Source organism: Cytobacillus citreus (assembly GCF_018343665.1).
Taxonomy (GTDB): Bacteria; Bacillota; Bacilli; order Bacillales; family Cytobacillaceae; genus Cytobacillus; species Cytobacillus citreus.
The window spans coordinates 460381-476894 of record NZ_JAGYPM010000004.1 but is presented as its reverse complement, the minus strand read 5'-3'; the positions used below and the strand labels follow the sequence as shown (position 1 = coordinate 476894).

Sequence of the window (16514 nt, the reverse complement as noted above, 5' to 3'; positions counted from 1 at the left end):
AACAATTGTGCCAACATGAAAAAAAGTAAAATAAAAAAACCGCTCAGCGGTCTTTTTGGAAGTGTATATTAGCGATCTTTTATTAATTCAGGGATTTCAACAACCTTTTCTGCTTTGCTTTTTTAAATCAACCTATTCATTTCTGACTAGGCTTCTGGACATGCTGTCTTATTTTACGACTAGCTTTCGATTGGCTAATGCCTAGTTTTTTTGCAAGCTTTACACTGCTTGGATAATGTTCATACATCTTTCTAATAAAATCCCGCTCGGCCATTTCCATAAATTCATCTAATGTCATATCCTCTTCAATCTTCTTTTGTTGGTCAGTCTGGTCAGCATCAATGACGTTTTCATTAGACGTAATCATGATTCTTTCAATAAAATTTCGCAGTTCTCGAATATTCCCAGGCCAATCTTGTTTGCTTATCCAGGAAATCATATGCATCGAAAAACTTTTCTTCATTTTATATTTTTCATTAAATTCATCAACGAGATCATAAATTAATGGAATCATGTCTTCTCTTCTATTACGTAACGGCGGAATTATAATTTTGACAACATTGATACGATAATATAAATCTTCGCGAAATTTCTTCTCCCTTATCAGCTCAGGCAAATTTTGATTAGTTGCACATATAATTCTGCAATTTAATTTCTTGATCGTGTTTCCTCCAACACGCTGGATCGTCCGATTTTGCAGTACGGATAATAGCTTCACTTGCAGATTGAGAGGAAGCTCTGCAATTTCATCCAGAAAAATTGTTCCATTGCCAGCGGCTTCAAAGTACCCGATTTTCCCGCTTTTCTTTGCTCCTGTAAATGCTCCTTCTTCATAGCCGAATAGTTCTGATTCAATTAGAGATTCAGGTATTGCCCCACAGTTTACCTCAATAAAAGCTTCATCCTTACGATCCGAAATTTGATGGATAGTCTGCGCAATATAATTTTTACCTACTCCTGATTCTCCCCCTAGCAGAACAGTAACATCCAAGCTTGATACCTTGTTCACTATGCTGAAGACGTTTTTCATTTGTTCATTATTGGAACCTCTTTTTTGAAATTGTTTAATCTTCAGCTTTTCTAGCTCGATTTCATAGAGCTGTATGGTTTTGGCTACTTGGTCATTTGTTTTTCTTAAATAAACAAGTTCAGTAATATCCCTCGAAAAACTGATGGCCCCCATCAGCTTTCCATTTCCATCGATAACCGGATAAGCGGAGACCACTAGCTTTCTGCCTAAGCCAGTTTCTTGGACAATCGTTTCGATTTTTTTCGTTTTTAATACTTTTCCCGTCACGGAAGGCGATAAGATCCCTTTTTGCTCTAATTCAAAGCCATTTTGATTGATAATTTCCTCTGCATGGATGCCAAATAAATTTCTAAAACTTGAACTTGCCATCTGAACATACCCAGCTGTATCCGTAACAAATATTTCATCAAAAGAGTATTTAATAATATGTTCTAATAAAATTTCTGCCTGTTTAGTGGAAAGCATCTTGATTTCCCCCTAGTCAATTATGAATATATACTATTCTAAATTGGCTAAAAATTCAATTATATTTATCCCCCCAAAAAAAAGAGCCATAATGGCTCTTAGTCACGATTATTAAATTCACGGCATTTTGATTCAATATCGTCAATGATTTGAATTAAACGGTCGATATCCTCAATATCAGCTTCTTCCGGCTCAATGGCATCTAGAACATCAAGAAACATATTTAATCGCTGTTTTAAAAAATCAACTTGGCTGTTTTTATCTTGAATTGGACTTCCCAAAAACGTTCTCTCCTTTCAGTTACGTTACCATCCTACCGAAAAATTCCTCTTTGCGCAAATTGTTTTTAAGTTTTATTCTTTCCAACAAACGAATTTTTTCGTGCAGTTCAAATAATGGCTAGCTGAAAGGACTTCTTTATTTACCGCTTATACTCCACATACATCTCTCCATTTCGTTCTTCCATACGAATACCTCTCCAACCTTCAGCGAGCTTCGATTGCTGAGCCGAAGTATCTCCCATTGGAATATACAAGCTCTCCTTCCATTCGAACTCAGCAGTTTCCCCTAAATCTAGTACAAAAATATACCTCAAGCTGCCGCCATATTTCTCTTTCAACTCAGCAATCCGCATGCCTTGGGAGAACTTGTCATTTAAACTCGGGATATTGAATGGTGCGACTGTGCAGCAAACATAACGAAAGCCATGATCATGCTTCGCTAGTTCCTTCATAATCAAAGAGGCGAGTGTTTTCTGCAGTTGGTTTCCGCGATATTCAGGAAGAACATTGGAGATTTCCTGATAAATGACTTTTTGCAACTCTGATTCTGTTAATCCGATATCGATTCCAAGATGCTCTTCATCGATTATTGGTACTAATAAGGCACGAAACGCAATAAGATGTTCATCAGAAAACGCCCCAATCATCATGCCTTTTCCCTCTAAAATATATTGAAACTCTTCCTCAGTCAGCGGCTGCAACGTTTCCCGCCCATTCAGATGCGCCACAACCTGATCTTGAACCTCTAATATACTTGGCAGATGCTCCATCGTTAAGGGCTGAACAACAAAAGGAAGAGTTTGCCCATTTTTAATTAGCGTTCCTTCATAAATAGAATTCATTCCTTTCCCTCCTTCAACGTACTATATCCTGATGTATCGTTAATTCACCTAATATTTTTTCATTAATATCTATCCCTAATCCAGGCTTATCAGTTAAGCGGATAAAGGGAACATCATACTGTAAATTACCTACATCCTTCGAAAATTTCAAAGGACCCGTAAGCTCTACACTCGTGATAATCTTCTTGGAAAAAGCAACATGAAATCCTGCTGCCGATCCAATAGAAGATTCGACCATTGAGCCAATCTGACACTCAATCCCAGCAAGCTCTGCTTGGTGAGCCAGCTTAACCGCAGGATGAATCCCGCCACATTTCATTAATTTAATATTTACTTTATGGGCCGCACGTTTTTGGATGATCTCAAGCATTTCTCGCTGACCTCTTAATCCTTCGTCAATCATTAGAGGGATCATCGTCTTTGACTTGATTTCCACCATCCCATCGATATCATCAGCAACTACCGGCTGTTCAACCCAATCAAGCTGACAATCCTGCAATTGCTTTAACGCTACAAGCGCTGTTGCACTGTTTTTCCAGCCTTGATTGACATCAACTCGAATGGCGATATCTTCTCCTACACATTCGCGAACAGCTTGTATGCGCTCAACATCTTTACTAACATTCGTTCCCACTTTCATTTTAAAAGAATTGTACCCTTGCTCGACCATAAACGCAGCTTCAGCAGCCATTTGATCAGGCTCGGCAATACTTAACACATGTGTAATCGGAAATTCGTCGTGATAACGTCCGCCAATCAGCTGGTAGACTGGCTGCTGCAGCTTTTTCCCCATAATATCAAAACAAGCGATATCGATAACCGCTTTTGCAGTCGGAGCCCCATAAATGGTTTTGTTCATCAGGTCATGAATCTTCTCAATTTCTAATGGATTTTGCCCGATCAAAACTGGTGCTAATGTGCTTTTTAGAATATGATACACACCTTCCATTGATTCCCCTGTTACATGCTCATCTGCTACTCCTTCACCATACCCAATAATTCCTTCATCCGTTTCGATTTTCACAATAATGGATGGCATGTAATCGTATGTATGATAGCTGACGACAAAAGGAACATGGAGTGGCAAATGAATCGCATAAAGTTCGATTGCTGTAATTTTCATTAAAATAACCCCTTTTCTATTTAAAAATATATAAAAAATTGATACACTTGTCGGTAAATAGTCGTTTATTACTCAAGAATCCCCACAAATGGAGGTAAATGGATGAAAGCAAGAGTTGCAGTTATTGGCTCAGCAGAATTTATCGAAAGAACAAAGTCTGTTGCCGATCAAGTTGCAGATATTGAGTTAGACTTTTATATGTATCAGCAGCCCCAGGAAGCCTTGCAGATATTAAAACAATTATTGCCATGCGATGCTGTGTTTCTATCCGGAGCTTTGCCGTATTATTTCTCAAAAGATTATCACGAACAGCTGCAGATTCCTGTTTTTTATTTAGTTCAGGATGAAATGACGGTTGCCTCTTCTTTATTGGCGGCATTATACCATAAAAAGATCTCAGTAGAGCGGATTTCCATTGATTTATTCGACGCATCCATTGTCTCGAATGTTTTAACCGCTGTTGATATTGAAGTCACTCCGATGCATGTTATGGATTATGAGCATTTTTTACAGAAGGATCTTTATGATTTTAATCAGCTTGTTTCCTTTCATCAGTCCCTTTGGGAAAATGGTGAAATTGACTTTGCGATAACAAGTGTACATGCCGTCTATAATCAATTGCACCATCTCGGGATTCCAGTCATGAGAATGGCGGACCCGAAAACAGCTCTTATTCGCGGGCTCCAAAATGCTAAAGAAAAAGCCGAGTATAGGAAAAGCCAAGCATCTCAAGCTGCCGTTGGCTATATTTCAATCCATTCAGTCCTTCAAAGAAAAAAAATTGAATCCTTTGCCCATGCTATTCATGCTACTGCCCAAGAAATGAATGATTCCTTGTTCGTACTATACTGTACGCGCGGAGACATTGAAGCACTTAGCTCAGATGTTCTCCTACAATTATTTACTGAAACAGAGGAAACAGCCGTCGGTTTTGGTTATGGTGTTTCTATCAAGGAAGCCCATAAAAATGCTATGATTGCCCTAAGCTTCGCAGAGAAGGATCAAGAAAATAGTTGCTGCTATATTTTAACAGATAGCAAGGATTTACTAGGACCATTCCCTCATAAGCAAAAGCAGCAAAAACTAGTGAACAACCATCCTGATTTATACCTTATTGCCCAAAAGGCAAAATTAAGTCCTGCCAACCTCTCAAAAATGATTGAATTTGTCAAAAACAAACAAATACATCACTTTACTTCTGCAGACTTAGCAGATTATCTGCAGGTCACAAGGCGCTCCGCAGAAAGAATGATAAAAAAGCTTTCTGACCATGGATATATTCAGATTGTCGGCGAGGAAATGACTTATCAGCAAGGACGGCCTCGCGCATTATATAAACTTAATATCCCCATTTTCTTTTGAGAACCTATTGTCTAAGAAAAAGGAAAGCTCAAGCTGCACATGAACTTTCCTTTTCTTCTTGTATTGAAATTATCCCTTCAGGAACAATTCATCTTTTTTCTGAAGTGCGATCTTCTCAGATTCGGTTAATTTTACAATTGAATAACCAGTCATGGCATAGATGATCGAAATAACGGGAACGACAAAGTTTAATATGGCGTATGGGGCATATTCAAAGGCACTAACGCCAAGTGTTCCAAAAATAAAGACTCCACATGTGTTCCAAGGAATAAACACTGAGGTTAATGTTCCCCCATCCTCTAGGGCTCGAGAAAGATTTTTCGAATGAAGTCCTTTCTCACGATAGGCCTTAGCATACATCCGAGACGGGATAACGATCGAGATATACTGCTCTGAGCAAGATGCATTTGTTGCAAAGCATGATAAGACAGTTGAAGCGACAAGACCTCCTGCTGACTTGGCAAGCTTTAGAATTTGTTTCACAATTGCTTCAAGCATGCCTGTATTTTCTAGAATTCCTCCAAAGGTCATGGCGACAATCGTCATTGAAACGGTATACATCATGGAATCTAATCCACCACGATTAAAGAGTTCATCAACCATTACATTTCCTGTTTTAATAACAAAACCGCTTTGCAGCGATGCAACCGCATCGGAAATGGATCCGCCTTGAATGAAGATTTGTGATAAAAATCCTAATAAAATACCAACAATTAAAGCTGGTATCGCCGGTACTTTTTTTGCTACTAAAACGATAACAAGTACCGGAATAATTAATAGAAAAGGAGATATTACAAAGCTATCTTGAAGAACTTGAATGGTTTGTTCAATGTTCGCTGCATCCATTGCTTCATTTTTAAATTTCATCCCCATAATTGCATAGGCAATTAATGCAATCACAAAAGCGGGAATTGTGGTAAAAAGCATATGGCGAATATGTACAAATAAATCTGTATCTGTTAATCCCGCCGCTAAATTCGTAGTATCAGATAGTGGTGACATTTTGTCCCCAAAATAAGCTCCAGAAATTATAGCTCCTGCAATCATTGGAGCAGGAATCCCCATACTCAATCCAATCCCCATGCCTGCAACACCAATGGTCCCCATTGTTGACCAAGAGCTTCCGATCGCAAGTGATACAATCGCACAAATCAACGTGATGGAAACGAGGAAAAGCGAAGGGGTAATAATTTTTAAACCATAATAAATCATTGTGGCAACAATTCCACCGCCAATCCAAGCACCAATGGTCATTCCAACCAGCATAATGATGATTACTGCCGGAAGTGCCAGACGGATCCCCTTATACATGGCTTCTTCAATTTCATTCCATTTATACCCACAGCGCCAAGCAACAAGGGAAGCAGTAGCTGTTCCCACTATTAGCGGAATATGTGGTCCTTGCTTAAGCGCAACCACCGTAATCACCATCGTCACAATCATGACAAATAGTGGAATGATTGCTACTATAAATGGCATCTCCTTCTTCATCGCTAAGTCCCCCCTTGAAATTCCACTCTCCAAAAAATGTAATTTTTAGACTATTTTTAATTGTCGTTAAATGGTCGTTAATAGGCTAATAATAAACCTTCTTTCGCTTTGCGTCAATTTGTTTTTTTCTGTCATTTAAAGGGAACGAAAACAATAAGCTTAAATAATATTGATTTCATCAGTGTTTTTAGACATGAACGGTTGACAGAAGTTCATTTAAGATGAATAATGTCAAGGGATTTAATTATAAAGGAGAAAACGATGAAGTCTAAACTTTTTCAAATAACGCCTGAACATGATCCATGGGAAGCCTATCTCGATATGGATGAATATGGCAGGCTAACACTTTCGAATATAGAATTTACAACAACCGTTTTATGTAATATGCGCTGTGAGCATTGTGCAGTTGGCTATACTCTTCAGCCAAAAGACCCGAATGCCCTTCCTGTTGAGCTTATGCTCAAAAGATTAGAGGAGATTCCTCATTTAAGAGCCTTAAGCATCACTGGCGGAGAACCGATGCTATCCACTAAATCAGTTGAAGAATATGTTGTGCCATTGCTTCGATACGCACATAATCGTGGCGTCAAAACCCAAATCAATTCCAATTTAACACTCGATTTAGCCCGTTATGAAGCCATAATCCCTTATTTAGATGTTCTGCATATTTCACACAATTGGGGGACGGAAGAAGAATTTATAGAAGGCGGCTTTGCGATGATGGAGCGTAAGCCAACGATCGAACAGAGGCAAAAACTTTTTAGACGGATTATTGACAACAGTCGGGAGTTAGTGAAGGCTGGCGTAATCGTTTCAGCTGAAACGATGCTTAATAAGCGGACTTTTCCTTATCTCGAAAAAATCCACAAGCAAATTGTGGAAGAAATGAAATGCCAGCGCCATGAAGTTCATCCAATGTATCCTTCAGATTTTGCATCCAACTTAGAAACACTCTCATTAGATGAAATTCGTTCAGCGATTCATCACCTATTGGATATACGTGATGAGAATACTTGGATATTATTTGGAACCCTGCCTTTTTACGCATGCAATTCGAACGAGAAAGATTTAGAGCTTTTGAAACGATTATATTCTGCAAAAAATGTAACGGTTCGTAACGATCCGGATGGACGTTCACGCTTGAATATTAATATTTTCACCGGGGATGTGATTGTGACTGATTTTGGTGACACACCACCTCTCGGAAATATTCAAAACGACATGCTCACAGACATATTCGATAAATGGATGGGAACAAGCCTTGCGCAATCATTAAATTGCCATTGTCCTAATGTTCGCTGCCTCGGCCCAAATGTTCTTGTGAAAAATAGCTATTATAACGATACCGACTTTCTTACTATGAAATCTAAAATAACCAGCTGTTGATTTCAACAGCTGGCTTTTTGTGTTTTATCTACCTCGGTCTCTCTGATGCTAAAAACCCAAATGACACATGATCCTGAATCGGGATCCATGCTCCTACTCCTTGGGATGTTACATTTTTAATGATCATCATTTTCTTATTTCCTTTTAACATTAAATACACTTCCCCATAAGTGACTTTGCCTTTTTCATTCACAGCAGGAGCATAGCCATACAGATAGCCTAAACGCTGAGGAGGAATATTGTATTTATGATCCTTTTTCGTTCCTGCCCCGATAATCGTTTCGAATGCAAGAGGAAGGCCCGATTTCTCCATTGCTTTTAACAGCATCATTTCTTTAACATCCTCTGTATTTGGAACTTTTGCAGTCAATCCCCCTCTTACGATTTTCTGAGCTTCTTGAACATAGTGAATTTGATAAGGCGCATTCCCGCCTCGATTATCATGATAATTTGTATTAATTTTTTGGTATTCCCAATTTGGTGCTGTTTCCGATGATTCATAATTTAATGGCCATTGACCAAGGTATATGATGGCGCGATACCCAATTGCAAACGGAGTGCTATTCACCGTTGTTTCATTTAACAATCGAATTAAATCTGGATTCTCAATCTTTACTTTCGCTGAATCAATGAGACTTTGTGCAAGCTCACTAGGCTGAAGAGAGGGCATATCCTGAGCTGGATTTGGATATGTGTTCTCCTTTGTGATTTTCAAAACAGAGTTTGGTACAGCAATCATTTTCGGTGCTTGCTCTGTTTCTTTCTCCTCTTTCTCTGCCCAGATTGGCTGTTGAAATGAAAGCATGAACATTAGACCTAATAAGAAAATGTACATGTATTTTTTCATGGTGCGAACTCCTTTCAATTCACTATTCTTTTAGGTTTGCTTATAGTTTTTTCGGAGATTAGGTTTATTATCCATTTGAGAAAAAATAATTCTTTCTGTAATAAATGAATTAAAAATTTGTAATAGTTTTGTAAAAATCAGAATATTTACAAATATCTAAAATCAAAGTATAATAAAGCTACCTTTAAGAAAAAGGAGGGCCGTTAAGTCAATTCGCTTATCAAAAAGGAGGATGAATTTTTTATTGCATAGTAGTCATCATTCCCATATAGGTTTCATGGTCAAGTAACAACGTAAAGGTTGGTGATCAATGCCTTAGAGCGAGTAGATTTACAATCCTTTTAGAAATACGAAAGCGCCATAAAATAGAACGTCGACGTTCGCCGCGTCCTGTGGCAACGTCGACACTAGTATGTCGAAGCTAGACATTTCTATGACTCAAAAAATGTATTCTTATTTAATGACTCTGACTTTGTCTAAAGGGTTTAATTTGAAATGACAGCCATATTGACATAGCTATTGGTATATAAAAAAGTAAAACTCGCCATGGTATTGGCGAGTTTTCTTTATTTGAGGATCCTGGTTCAACTAAAGCGCGCCAATTAGGTTAAGTACAATTCTTCACAATTTTTCTTTCCATATTAAAAGAGCTACCATAGGCAACTCCTCTTTTCACTAATTCGGTAAACAATTAAAAAATCATTTAGAGTAATGATGAACTGCCAATATTTTATGTTTCATCAATAATAATTAAGTACTTACAATAAATTGTTTAGTTAATATTACCAAACATCCCCGAAACGAACTTATTTTATTTCCAAATATTTTAGTTGTTCTGCATCTAAAACAAAAGATAATTTTTAACTTGCGATTTCCAATAGGAATAATCATGTCCGCCTTTTCCTACATGGAGTTGTGTTTTAACACCGTGCTTATCTAAAAGAGAATTTAGATAAGCATCCCCTTGTATGAGCCAATCATGGTCCATATCGCCATGATCCAGATACACTTGAATTCCTGTAAGGTCCTGTTTTTTTGCAAGATCAAAAAGATTCATTTCCGATTTTGCTAGCCAAGACAATCCCTTGGCTATAAAGGGTTACCTTTATTGTATTCGGATCTCCTTGATTAAAAAACAGATATAACAGAAATAAAGCAGGTATTAAAAACGGCAATATTTTTTTTATATACCTCCCCCCTCGCATATTAGTAATAAGAGTTAAAAATTACTTGTTTATCCCCAATATATTGCAACAAAATCTCTTTATTCCTTCTTAAGCTAGCCTGCACCTTTAGCTTAAAAAGAAAAGCCACCAAATGGCAGCTGGTTTTTTCTTCAATTATCCTGCTCCCGTTACTTTAAGGAGAAAAAGGGGACCCTCGTTATTGAAGCAACTTAACCGTTACTTGAAAAAGATAAAAGAGACCATAAGATTGTAGCCTGGGTTTAAAGCAGCTGGTTTTTATATATGGATTGGTAAATAAATCTCTACTTCCTCCTCACCATTTTCCATTGGATGATAGGTCTCCACAATATGAGATTCTAAATCCCTTTTATACCCCTGATCATCTGCCCATTTTAATAAATGGCTATGTAGGTTATTAATATTAATTATTCTTCCCCTAGTCGTGACATAGGATTGAGCAGTTTCGATATAATCCATCCCCACTGGAACTTCTTTTAAAGCCTCATTAACAATTAATCCTACATAATAGTGACCTTCCAGATGGTTAGAATCCCTTGGCTCGAAAAGAGCTATTTCAGTACCCGAATGATTTTCAACTTCATCTAAACGAGTTAGAAATTGCTGGGCAAGTTTTGGAACCTCAGGACCAAAATTAGCATAAGCTCCACAGCCCTTAATACCAACAACTCTAAAGATTTTTTTTACCTTTTTACAATCCACCATTATCCCCCCAAAGACCTTTTTCATCGCTCATATTCCAATTCTCTTCCAATTAATAAAATTCCTTCTTTATGCAACCTTTTTTTATTAAACTAAATTGCCACATTTGTTCATTAAGGAAGTTCAAAAAAAAGCGTTGATCCTGCCTGTAACGGGTTCTTCTTGGGGAGAGAAAAAAAATATATCACTTTTTGACAGACCAAATAACCAAACTTTTTTATAGGTATCTCAAGGATTTTGTTTCAAATCGAGTGAAAAACACACAAAATTAGCATATAAAATGACAATGGATAATAACTATTGTCTTTGATGTTTTTACAAAATTCAGGATAAATTAGGTGCTAAACTCATCCAAGAAAAACGATTAGGAATTGCTGCAAAAAAATTTCGAAATAAATGAAATATTTTATTTGAGCTAATGGTGGGGTGATTATGGGGTTCAGCCGTTAGGAATTCAATAGAAAAGGCTAAATGGGGAACACCTCATCATGAAAAACGTGTTTTTTGGATTGTGATTGAAAATCAACATAAAGATAAGATAGGAACATTGCTGTTTGAGCTTTCTCATTCACATATTGAGTTTAACTTGCCAGCCCCGCCAAGGTTCCTTCCTTTAGAAGAAATTAAACGAGTAGAAATCATAAAAAAAATTACTCAACTAGAAGAGAACTTGTCATGATCAAATTGACCACTTGGCTAATTTGTAAAGAATGAGTTCTATTATAGAATCCAAATAGAAATTGTTCCATAAAAATTTTTCAAGAAACATTCTATTACTGACAATATGCTTTTATGGTAAACTAACTTTGCCCGCCTTATAAAAACTTCTTAGACATGAATCCAATCCAATTATTCTCTCAGAATTACTAAAACATTTTCTATAAAAAAAGGAGGAACTGCATGATGGTGAAAATCGAAGAATATGAACTTCCTGACATAAATTCTGGCCCTTATGGAATAACCACAGGAAATGATGGTGCGCTATGGTTTACACAACATAAAGCCAATCAAATTGGCCGAATGACGGTAAACGGCGAAGTTACTCATTTCGTTCGTTGTTCCTACACCCGGTGCAGTTGTGCTGTCTATAGTCTCCACAGCCCAGGGCGATGTATGGTTTACGGAAAATAAAGCGAATAAAATTGGAAAACTGACAGCAACAGGTAAAATCATCGAATATGTTCTTCCATGCCCAGATTCAGCACCCTTTGGAATAACTGAAGGACACAATGGAGACATTTGGTTTACGGAAATGAATGGAAATAGAATAGGACGAATTTTACCATCAGGTGAAATGATCGAGTATGATTTGCCGATTCCTGGTTCCTCCCCCTCCTTTATTGCTGCTGGGCCGGATAATGCCATTTGGTTTACCGAGAATCAAAGTAATCAAATTGGACGGATTACAATTTCTGGAGACGTAACGAATTACCTTTTGCCTACAAAACATGCTTGCCCTGTAGGTATTACAAATGGACCTGACAACGCCCTCTGGTTCGCTGAAATTAACGGAAATAAAATCGGCAGAATTACTCCCTCTGGAACAATAAGCGAATATGCCATCCCCACTGCAAATGCTCGCCCACACGCAATAGTAACAGGCCCTGATTGTGCTTTATGGTTCACCGAATGGGGAAGTAATCAAATTGGCCGAATTTCCATGAAAGGTGAAATTACAGAATACTCAATTCCCACACAAAATGCGGAGCCACATGGCATTGTATTAGGATCCGACGGTGCCATTTGGTTCGCTGAGGAATGCAATAAGATAGGCCGGCTAAGTTTATTATAAAATCCTGAAAGGAGCAGATTTCTATGGAATCAAATAAGCAGCATGGGCCAAATCCTAAAGATAATTATCCGATTAAAGGAAATAATGTTGTTCAATTTATTAGAAATACAATTACTAGACCAAACATTATTGTGGGTGAATATTCTTATTACGATGCAAGAAATGGTGAATCCTTTGAAGATCAAGTGTTATATCATTACGAGTTCTTCGGAGACAGACTAATTATAGGGAAATTTTGTGCTATAGCACCCGGTGTAACGTTTATTATGAATGGGGCTAATCATAGAATGGATGGTTTCTCAACCTACCCGTTCAATATTTTCGGACACGGCTGGGAGAAATATACACCAACGTTAGATCAGCTGCCGTTTAAAGGTGATACCATCATTGGAAATGATGTTTGGATTGGGATGAATACTGTCATTATGCCTGGAATAAAAATAGGAAACGGTGCAATTATAGCAGCCAAATCGGTTATTACGCAAGATGTGGAACCTTACACTATCGTTGGGGGAAATCCTGCAAAGAAACTTAAAAATCGTTTCTCAGAAAAAATTGTTAACGAATTGCTAGAAATTAAATGGTGGGATTTAGATATTGATATTATTTCTGCTCATATTGACGTGATAGTTAATGGAGATATAGAGAATCTAAGAAATTTAAAAAATAATATATGACAAAGTAACAACTTCCGAGAATCCTGTTCAATAAAGTGAAATATAAAATGCTGTAATTAATTATCAAATTAAAAGCACGCTCACTTTCACGTATTTAGCACAGATGATTTCTCAACATTCACGGGCGACATACTTCTGTCAAAAAAAGAATAAATGAAAAGGATGTAGAGCACGTGGGATTTCTGTTGTTTTTGCATCTTTTAGGGGCGGTTATTTTTTGGGGAATATTATTACTACAGCGTTTTGAAAAATTCGGGCCGATATAAAGGAGGATCCTACATCCATTCACAACACGGTGAAAAACGTGATGTTGGCCGACTTTATATTTACTCTGCCAGGTTTAATTTTAATTATCGTTTCCGGTAATCTAATGGCTATTCAAGCCGGGTATTCAATGTCCGGTTTCAATTGGCTTACCCTTTCGTTGATCCTGTTTTCTCTAACCGGCATCCTCTGTTGTCGGTACTGTTGCCCGTACGCGTAGCATGATCCGCCACAGCGCCCAATCGATAGAGAACGGTATCATTGCTAAAGCGTACCGGAAAGCATAGCTTTATTGGGCCATTTTCGGAATCTGCTACTTTATTACCTGTCATTATTTTGTATTTTATGATAACCAAATGTTTTTAATAAGAGGAGGAATACGAATGGCTCCGTTTATCCTATTAATTGTGTCATTCTTGATTCTTCGCTTGATCGGTTTTCTTGGACTGTCTTATTTTGATGGTTGGGAAACTTCTTTACGAATCGCTATTGCTCTGATGTTTATATTTACAGCAACGGCTCATTGGGGAAAGAGACGTCCGGATCTTATCAAAATGGTACCTCCAGCTCTGTCAAATCCAGATTTCATCGTGTCCATTACCGGAAATTTGCTTTTCTAGGTTCCGAAGATTGGCAATGGCTACCTTTCACAAACAATCCTGAAAATGGGATAGTTGCAGATAGAGAGGCTGGAAAACGTTTTAGAAACAGGCTTGGATTTGATATTTAAATAGCAAAAAAGAGCATTCTATGTCCATGCAATGCTCTTTTTAATGCTAAATTCGGTGCTAAATAACTATCATTTACAACAAAATAACTTACTTTCCCTCTGAAAAGAGAACCCGTTATCCTGCCTGGATCAAAGACCCTATTAGTTGAAGAAATAGCGCCAATTTCTCTTTAATAAAAATCGATTTCGTATATACTCTATACGTTTAGCGTGATGCTTTTGGTGGTTGGCACTCGTCACATTTACGTTGGTGATTATTTTTAAATTTCGTAAACGTTTTTTCAAAGTTGCTACCACATGCACATTTAAATAGTAACTTTTGAGAAAAACCTTGAAATTCTGTCGTAAGCAACTTACTTTCCGAATTGTTCTCAACAAATTCCTTAATTTTACCAATCGTCCATCGTTTGTTCATTCTCTTACACCTCCATATTTTACGCTCGCGCGGAGGCTTTTCTTGGCATCCGTTCAATTATGAGTAAAATTCGTAATCATCCTAAGTTCCTTATTATAACATGAGCCAGCACACAATTAAACAGATGGAAGGTATCTTATTAAACTAAACTGCCTTGTTACTTTAAGTACAAAACTTCACAATCTTTTATAAGCTCTATCATACATATCTAATTTTCTTTAAAGTGTTATTCAATTAACTTGCCCTAACATAAAAAAAGAGCGTAATTCTTGCTGCAGAATTGCGCCCGTTAATGGAATAATTGTTTTCAACAGTATTATGTTATTTCGGCATACCGATTTCTTGCAACGGATAAAATCGAAACTTCACTTCTCCAATAACCGAATCAGTCGAAATAAATCCGAAATCTCTACTATCTCTACTTTTCAATCGATTATCTCCCAAAACAAAGAAATAACCATTTGGAACCTTTTTGTTTCCGGTAAGTTCATTTAGTGTAAAATCACTAGTAACCTTACTTAATTCGATATTATTATTTCTTTTCACATAAGGCTCCTCATACGGCTTTCCGTTAATGTATAGCACATCATCTCTCATTTCCACACTATCCCCGGGTAGACCGATTACTCTTTTAATATATTGCTCATCTTTATCAGGTGCTTTGAAAACAATCATATCAAATCTTTCTATTGCGCTTGTTTTACTTACTACAATCCTATTATTACTTTCAAATGTAGGTTCCATAGATCCACCCTTAACAACCACTGGTGTAAAGATAAATTCACGGCATATAAACACAATAACTAAAGCAAATGCAATTGATTTAATCCAAGAATAAACTTCCTTTTTTGTACTTGCTTGCAAGAGAAATCCCCCTAACATAAATTTTTTAAATATTTATTTTAACGTTTTTCACCGTTAATATCCAAACACTATTAACTCAGTTACTCAAGATAATGGCCCGATTGTTGAATAGTGGAAAATGAGAAAAAGCTGCAAAAATAACACCTTATTTATTGTGCTAAAGCACCCGTTAGCTTCACAAGTACCTTCTCTTCTACTTCACACTAATTTATTCTCAATCACTTTGCACACCGAACATGTTTTAAGTACATAAAATGCCTATATATTTTTAACTACTTATGTAATGAGGTGAAGAAAATTATGGCTTTATATATGGATTACACATCACCATCAACTCAATACACATTTGACGTAAATAACAGTCCCTTGTTTAAAAAGGATGACAACAACTTTATTAACATATTAGGTGTGAACCAGTTAAATACATTGGAAAATGTATCTCTGTTAGACATTTTCCTAAGTGCCAATAATGTAGCAGAACCGCAATATCACCCAAATGCTGCCGAATTGAACTATTGTATTTCCGGGGAGCTAACTGTTTCGATGCTGAACCCATTTACAAAACAAATTCTCAATTACGCTATTACCCCCGGTCAAGTGGCAAACATTCCACAAGGTTGGTGGCATTATCAAATGGCTACTGCTGATAACACTCACTTTTTAGCAATTTTTGATGCACCAACTCCAGAGGTGGTTTTTGGTTCAGACATTTTAAAATTTACTCCTACAAATATTATGGCACATACCTACTGTCTCGATGAAAATAAATGGAAAGAAGCAATTGAATCGGTTAAACCATCAACAGTTATAGGACCTTACACAAACTGCAATAGTAAAAACGAAAATTTCACTCAGCAGTATTTAATTCAACAGTATCAACAACAACAATATAATCAACAATATCCCTACGTGCGTCAGTATCAGCAATACTGGGGCTTTAGATAAATTAAATAAATAAATCTATCGGCATGGCTAATCCATGCCTTTTCTGTGTACCTGTTTGTCTCAAAAGCAACAAGAAGGAGTTATTTCGCTTCT

The 16514-nt window shown here is 37.1% G+C and carries 17 protein-coding genes and 1 pseudogene; 8 read left to right on the top strand and 10 right to left on the bottom strand.

Going from position 1 to position 16514, the window contains the following annotated elements; translation table 11 throughout:
• Positions 1 to 136: 136 nt before the first annotated feature.
• From KHA94_RS18870 to KHA94_RS18855, 4 genes are all read right to left on the bottom strand, one after another.
• Positions 137 to 1495: a sigma-54 interaction domain-containing protein gene (locus tag KHA94_RS18870; protein ID WP_213103666.1), complete on the bottom strand. Its 1359-nt coding sequence runs from the start codon at positions 1493 to 1495 to the stop codon at positions 137 to 139.
• 98 nt (positions 1496 to 1593) lie between these two features.
• On the bottom strand, positions 1594 to 1776 hold the full coding sequence (locus KHA94_RS18865) for an SE1561 family protein (RefSeq protein WP_213103665.1): 183 nt from the start codon (positions 1774 to 1776) through the stop codon (positions 1594 to 1596).
• 140 nt (positions 1777 to 1916) lie between these two features.
• Positions 1917 to 2618, bottom strand: a complete 702-nt coding sequence (locus tag KHA94_RS18860) for a GNAT family N-acetyltransferase (RefSeq protein ID WP_213103664.1) — start codon at positions 2616 to 2618, stop codon at positions 1917 to 1919.
• 13 nt (positions 2619 to 2631) lie between these two features.
• Complete coding sequence (locus KHA94_RS18855; protein WP_213103663.1) at positions 2632 to 3741, bottom strand: mandelate racemase/muconate lactonizing enzyme family protein; 1110 nt, start codon at positions 3739 to 3741, stop codon at positions 2632 to 2634.
• Between the two features lie 102 nt (positions 3742 to 3843).
• Here KHA94_RS18855 and KHA94_RS18850 point away from each other — a divergent pair, with 102 nt between their 5' ends.
• The gene (locus KHA94_RS18850; protein WP_213103662.1) at positions 3844 to 5103 is read left to right on the top strand and encodes an HTH domain-containing protein; all 1260 of its coding nucleotides are present in this window, start codon (positions 3844 to 3846) and stop codon (positions 5101 to 5103) included.
• 69 nt (positions 5104 to 5172) lie between these two features.
• Here KHA94_RS18850 and nhaC read toward each other — a convergent pair whose 3' ends face one another.
• Entirely contained in the window at positions 5173 to 6594 is a 1422-nt protein-coding gene (gene nhaC, locus KHA94_RS18845) for a Na+/H+ antiporter NhaC (protein WP_213103661.1), read from the bottom strand.
• 228 nt (positions 6595 to 6822) lie between these two features.
• Here nhaC and yfkAB point away from each other — a divergent pair, with 228 nt between their 5' ends.
• Positions 6823 to 7980: a radical SAM/CxCxxxxC motif protein YfkAB gene (yfkAB, locus tag KHA94_RS18840; RefSeq protein ID WP_420828176.1), complete on the top strand. Its 1158-nt coding sequence runs from the start codon at positions 6823 to 6825 to the stop codon at positions 7978 to 7980.
• 28 nt (positions 7981 to 8008) lie between these two features.
• Here the strand turns inward: yfkAB and KHA94_RS18835 are convergent, their stop codons facing one another.
• The 3 genes from KHA94_RS18835 to KHA94_RS18825 form a co-directional block, all read right to left on the bottom strand.
• Positions 8009 to 8827: a YfkD famly protein gene (locus KHA94_RS18835; RefSeq protein ID WP_213103659.1), complete on the bottom strand. Its 819-nt coding sequence runs from the start codon at positions 8825 to 8827 to the stop codon at positions 8009 to 8011.
• Between the two features lie 841 nt (positions 8828 to 9668).
• Complete coding sequence (locus tag KHA94_RS18830) at positions 9669 to 9884, bottom strand: alpha/beta hydrolase (protein WP_213103658.1); 216 nt, start codon at positions 9882 to 9884, stop codon at positions 9669 to 9671.
• A 406-nt stretch (positions 9885 to 10290) separates the two neighbouring features.
• Complete coding sequence (locus KHA94_RS18825; RefSeq protein WP_249365602.1) at positions 10291 to 10737, bottom strand: GyrI-like domain-containing protein; 447 nt, start codon at positions 10735 to 10737, stop codon at positions 10291 to 10293.
• A 454-nt stretch (positions 10738 to 11191) separates the two neighbouring features.
• Here KHA94_RS18825 and KHA94_RS26025 point away from each other — a divergent pair, with 454 nt between their 5' ends.
• The 5 genes and pseudogenes from KHA94_RS26025 (at position 11192) to KHA94_RS18805 (ending at position 14087) form a co-directional block, all read left to right on the top strand.
• Positions 11192 to 11413, top strand: coding sequence for a DUF6022 family protein (locus KHA94_RS26025; protein WP_338030841.1), 222 nt, complete (start codon positions 11192 to 11194; stop codon positions 11411 to 11413).
• A 221-nt stretch (positions 11414 to 11634) separates the two neighbouring features.
• Positions 11635 to 12526: pseudogene (locus KHA94_RS18820) on the top strand (Vgb family protein).
• A 23-nt stretch (positions 12527 to 12549) separates the two neighbouring features.
• The gene (locus tag KHA94_RS18815; RefSeq protein WP_213103657.1) at positions 12550 to 13203 is read left to right on the top strand and encodes a Vat family streptogramin A O-acetyltransferase; all 654 of its coding nucleotides are present in this window, start codon (positions 12550 to 12552) and stop codon (positions 13201 to 13203) included.
• Between the two features lie 307 nt (positions 13204 to 13510).
• Positions 13511 to 13687 carry a DUF2269 family protein gene (locus KHA94_RS26020; RefSeq protein WP_249365601.1) on the top strand — a complete coding sequence of 59 codons (177 nt, stop codon included), beginning with the start codon at positions 13511 to 13513 and terminating at the stop codon, positions 13685 to 13687.
• Between the two features lie 163 nt (positions 13688 to 13850).
• Positions 13851 to 14087, top strand: coding sequence for a hypothetical protein (locus tag KHA94_RS18805; RefSeq protein WP_213103656.1), 237 nt, complete (start codon positions 13851 to 13853; stop codon positions 14085 to 14087).
• Between the two features lie 315 nt (positions 14088 to 14402).
• On the opposite strand, the gene KHA94_RS18800 is transcribed toward KHA94_RS18805, so the two are convergent.
• Together KHA94_RS18800 and lepB are read right to left on the bottom strand one after the other, a co-directional pair.
• Positions 14403 to 14612 carry a hypothetical protein gene (locus KHA94_RS18800; RefSeq protein ID WP_213103655.1) on the bottom strand — a complete coding sequence of 70 codons (210 nt, stop codon included), beginning with the start codon at positions 14610 to 14612 and terminating at the stop codon, positions 14403 to 14405.
• 321 nt (positions 14613 to 14933) lie between these two features.
• Entirely contained in the window at positions 14934 to 15476 is a 543-nt protein-coding gene (gene lepB, locus KHA94_RS18795; RefSeq protein ID WP_249365600.1) for a signal peptidase I, read from the bottom strand.
• 300 nt (positions 15477 to 15776) lie between these two features.
• Between lepB and KHA94_RS18790 the strand changes: the two genes are divergently transcribed.
• The gene (locus KHA94_RS18790) at positions 15777 to 16421 is read left to right on the top strand and encodes a cupin domain-containing protein (protein WP_213103653.1); all 645 of its coding nucleotides are present in this window, start codon (positions 15777 to 15779) and stop codon (positions 16419 to 16421) included.
• Positions 16422 to 16514: the final 93 nt, after the last annotated feature.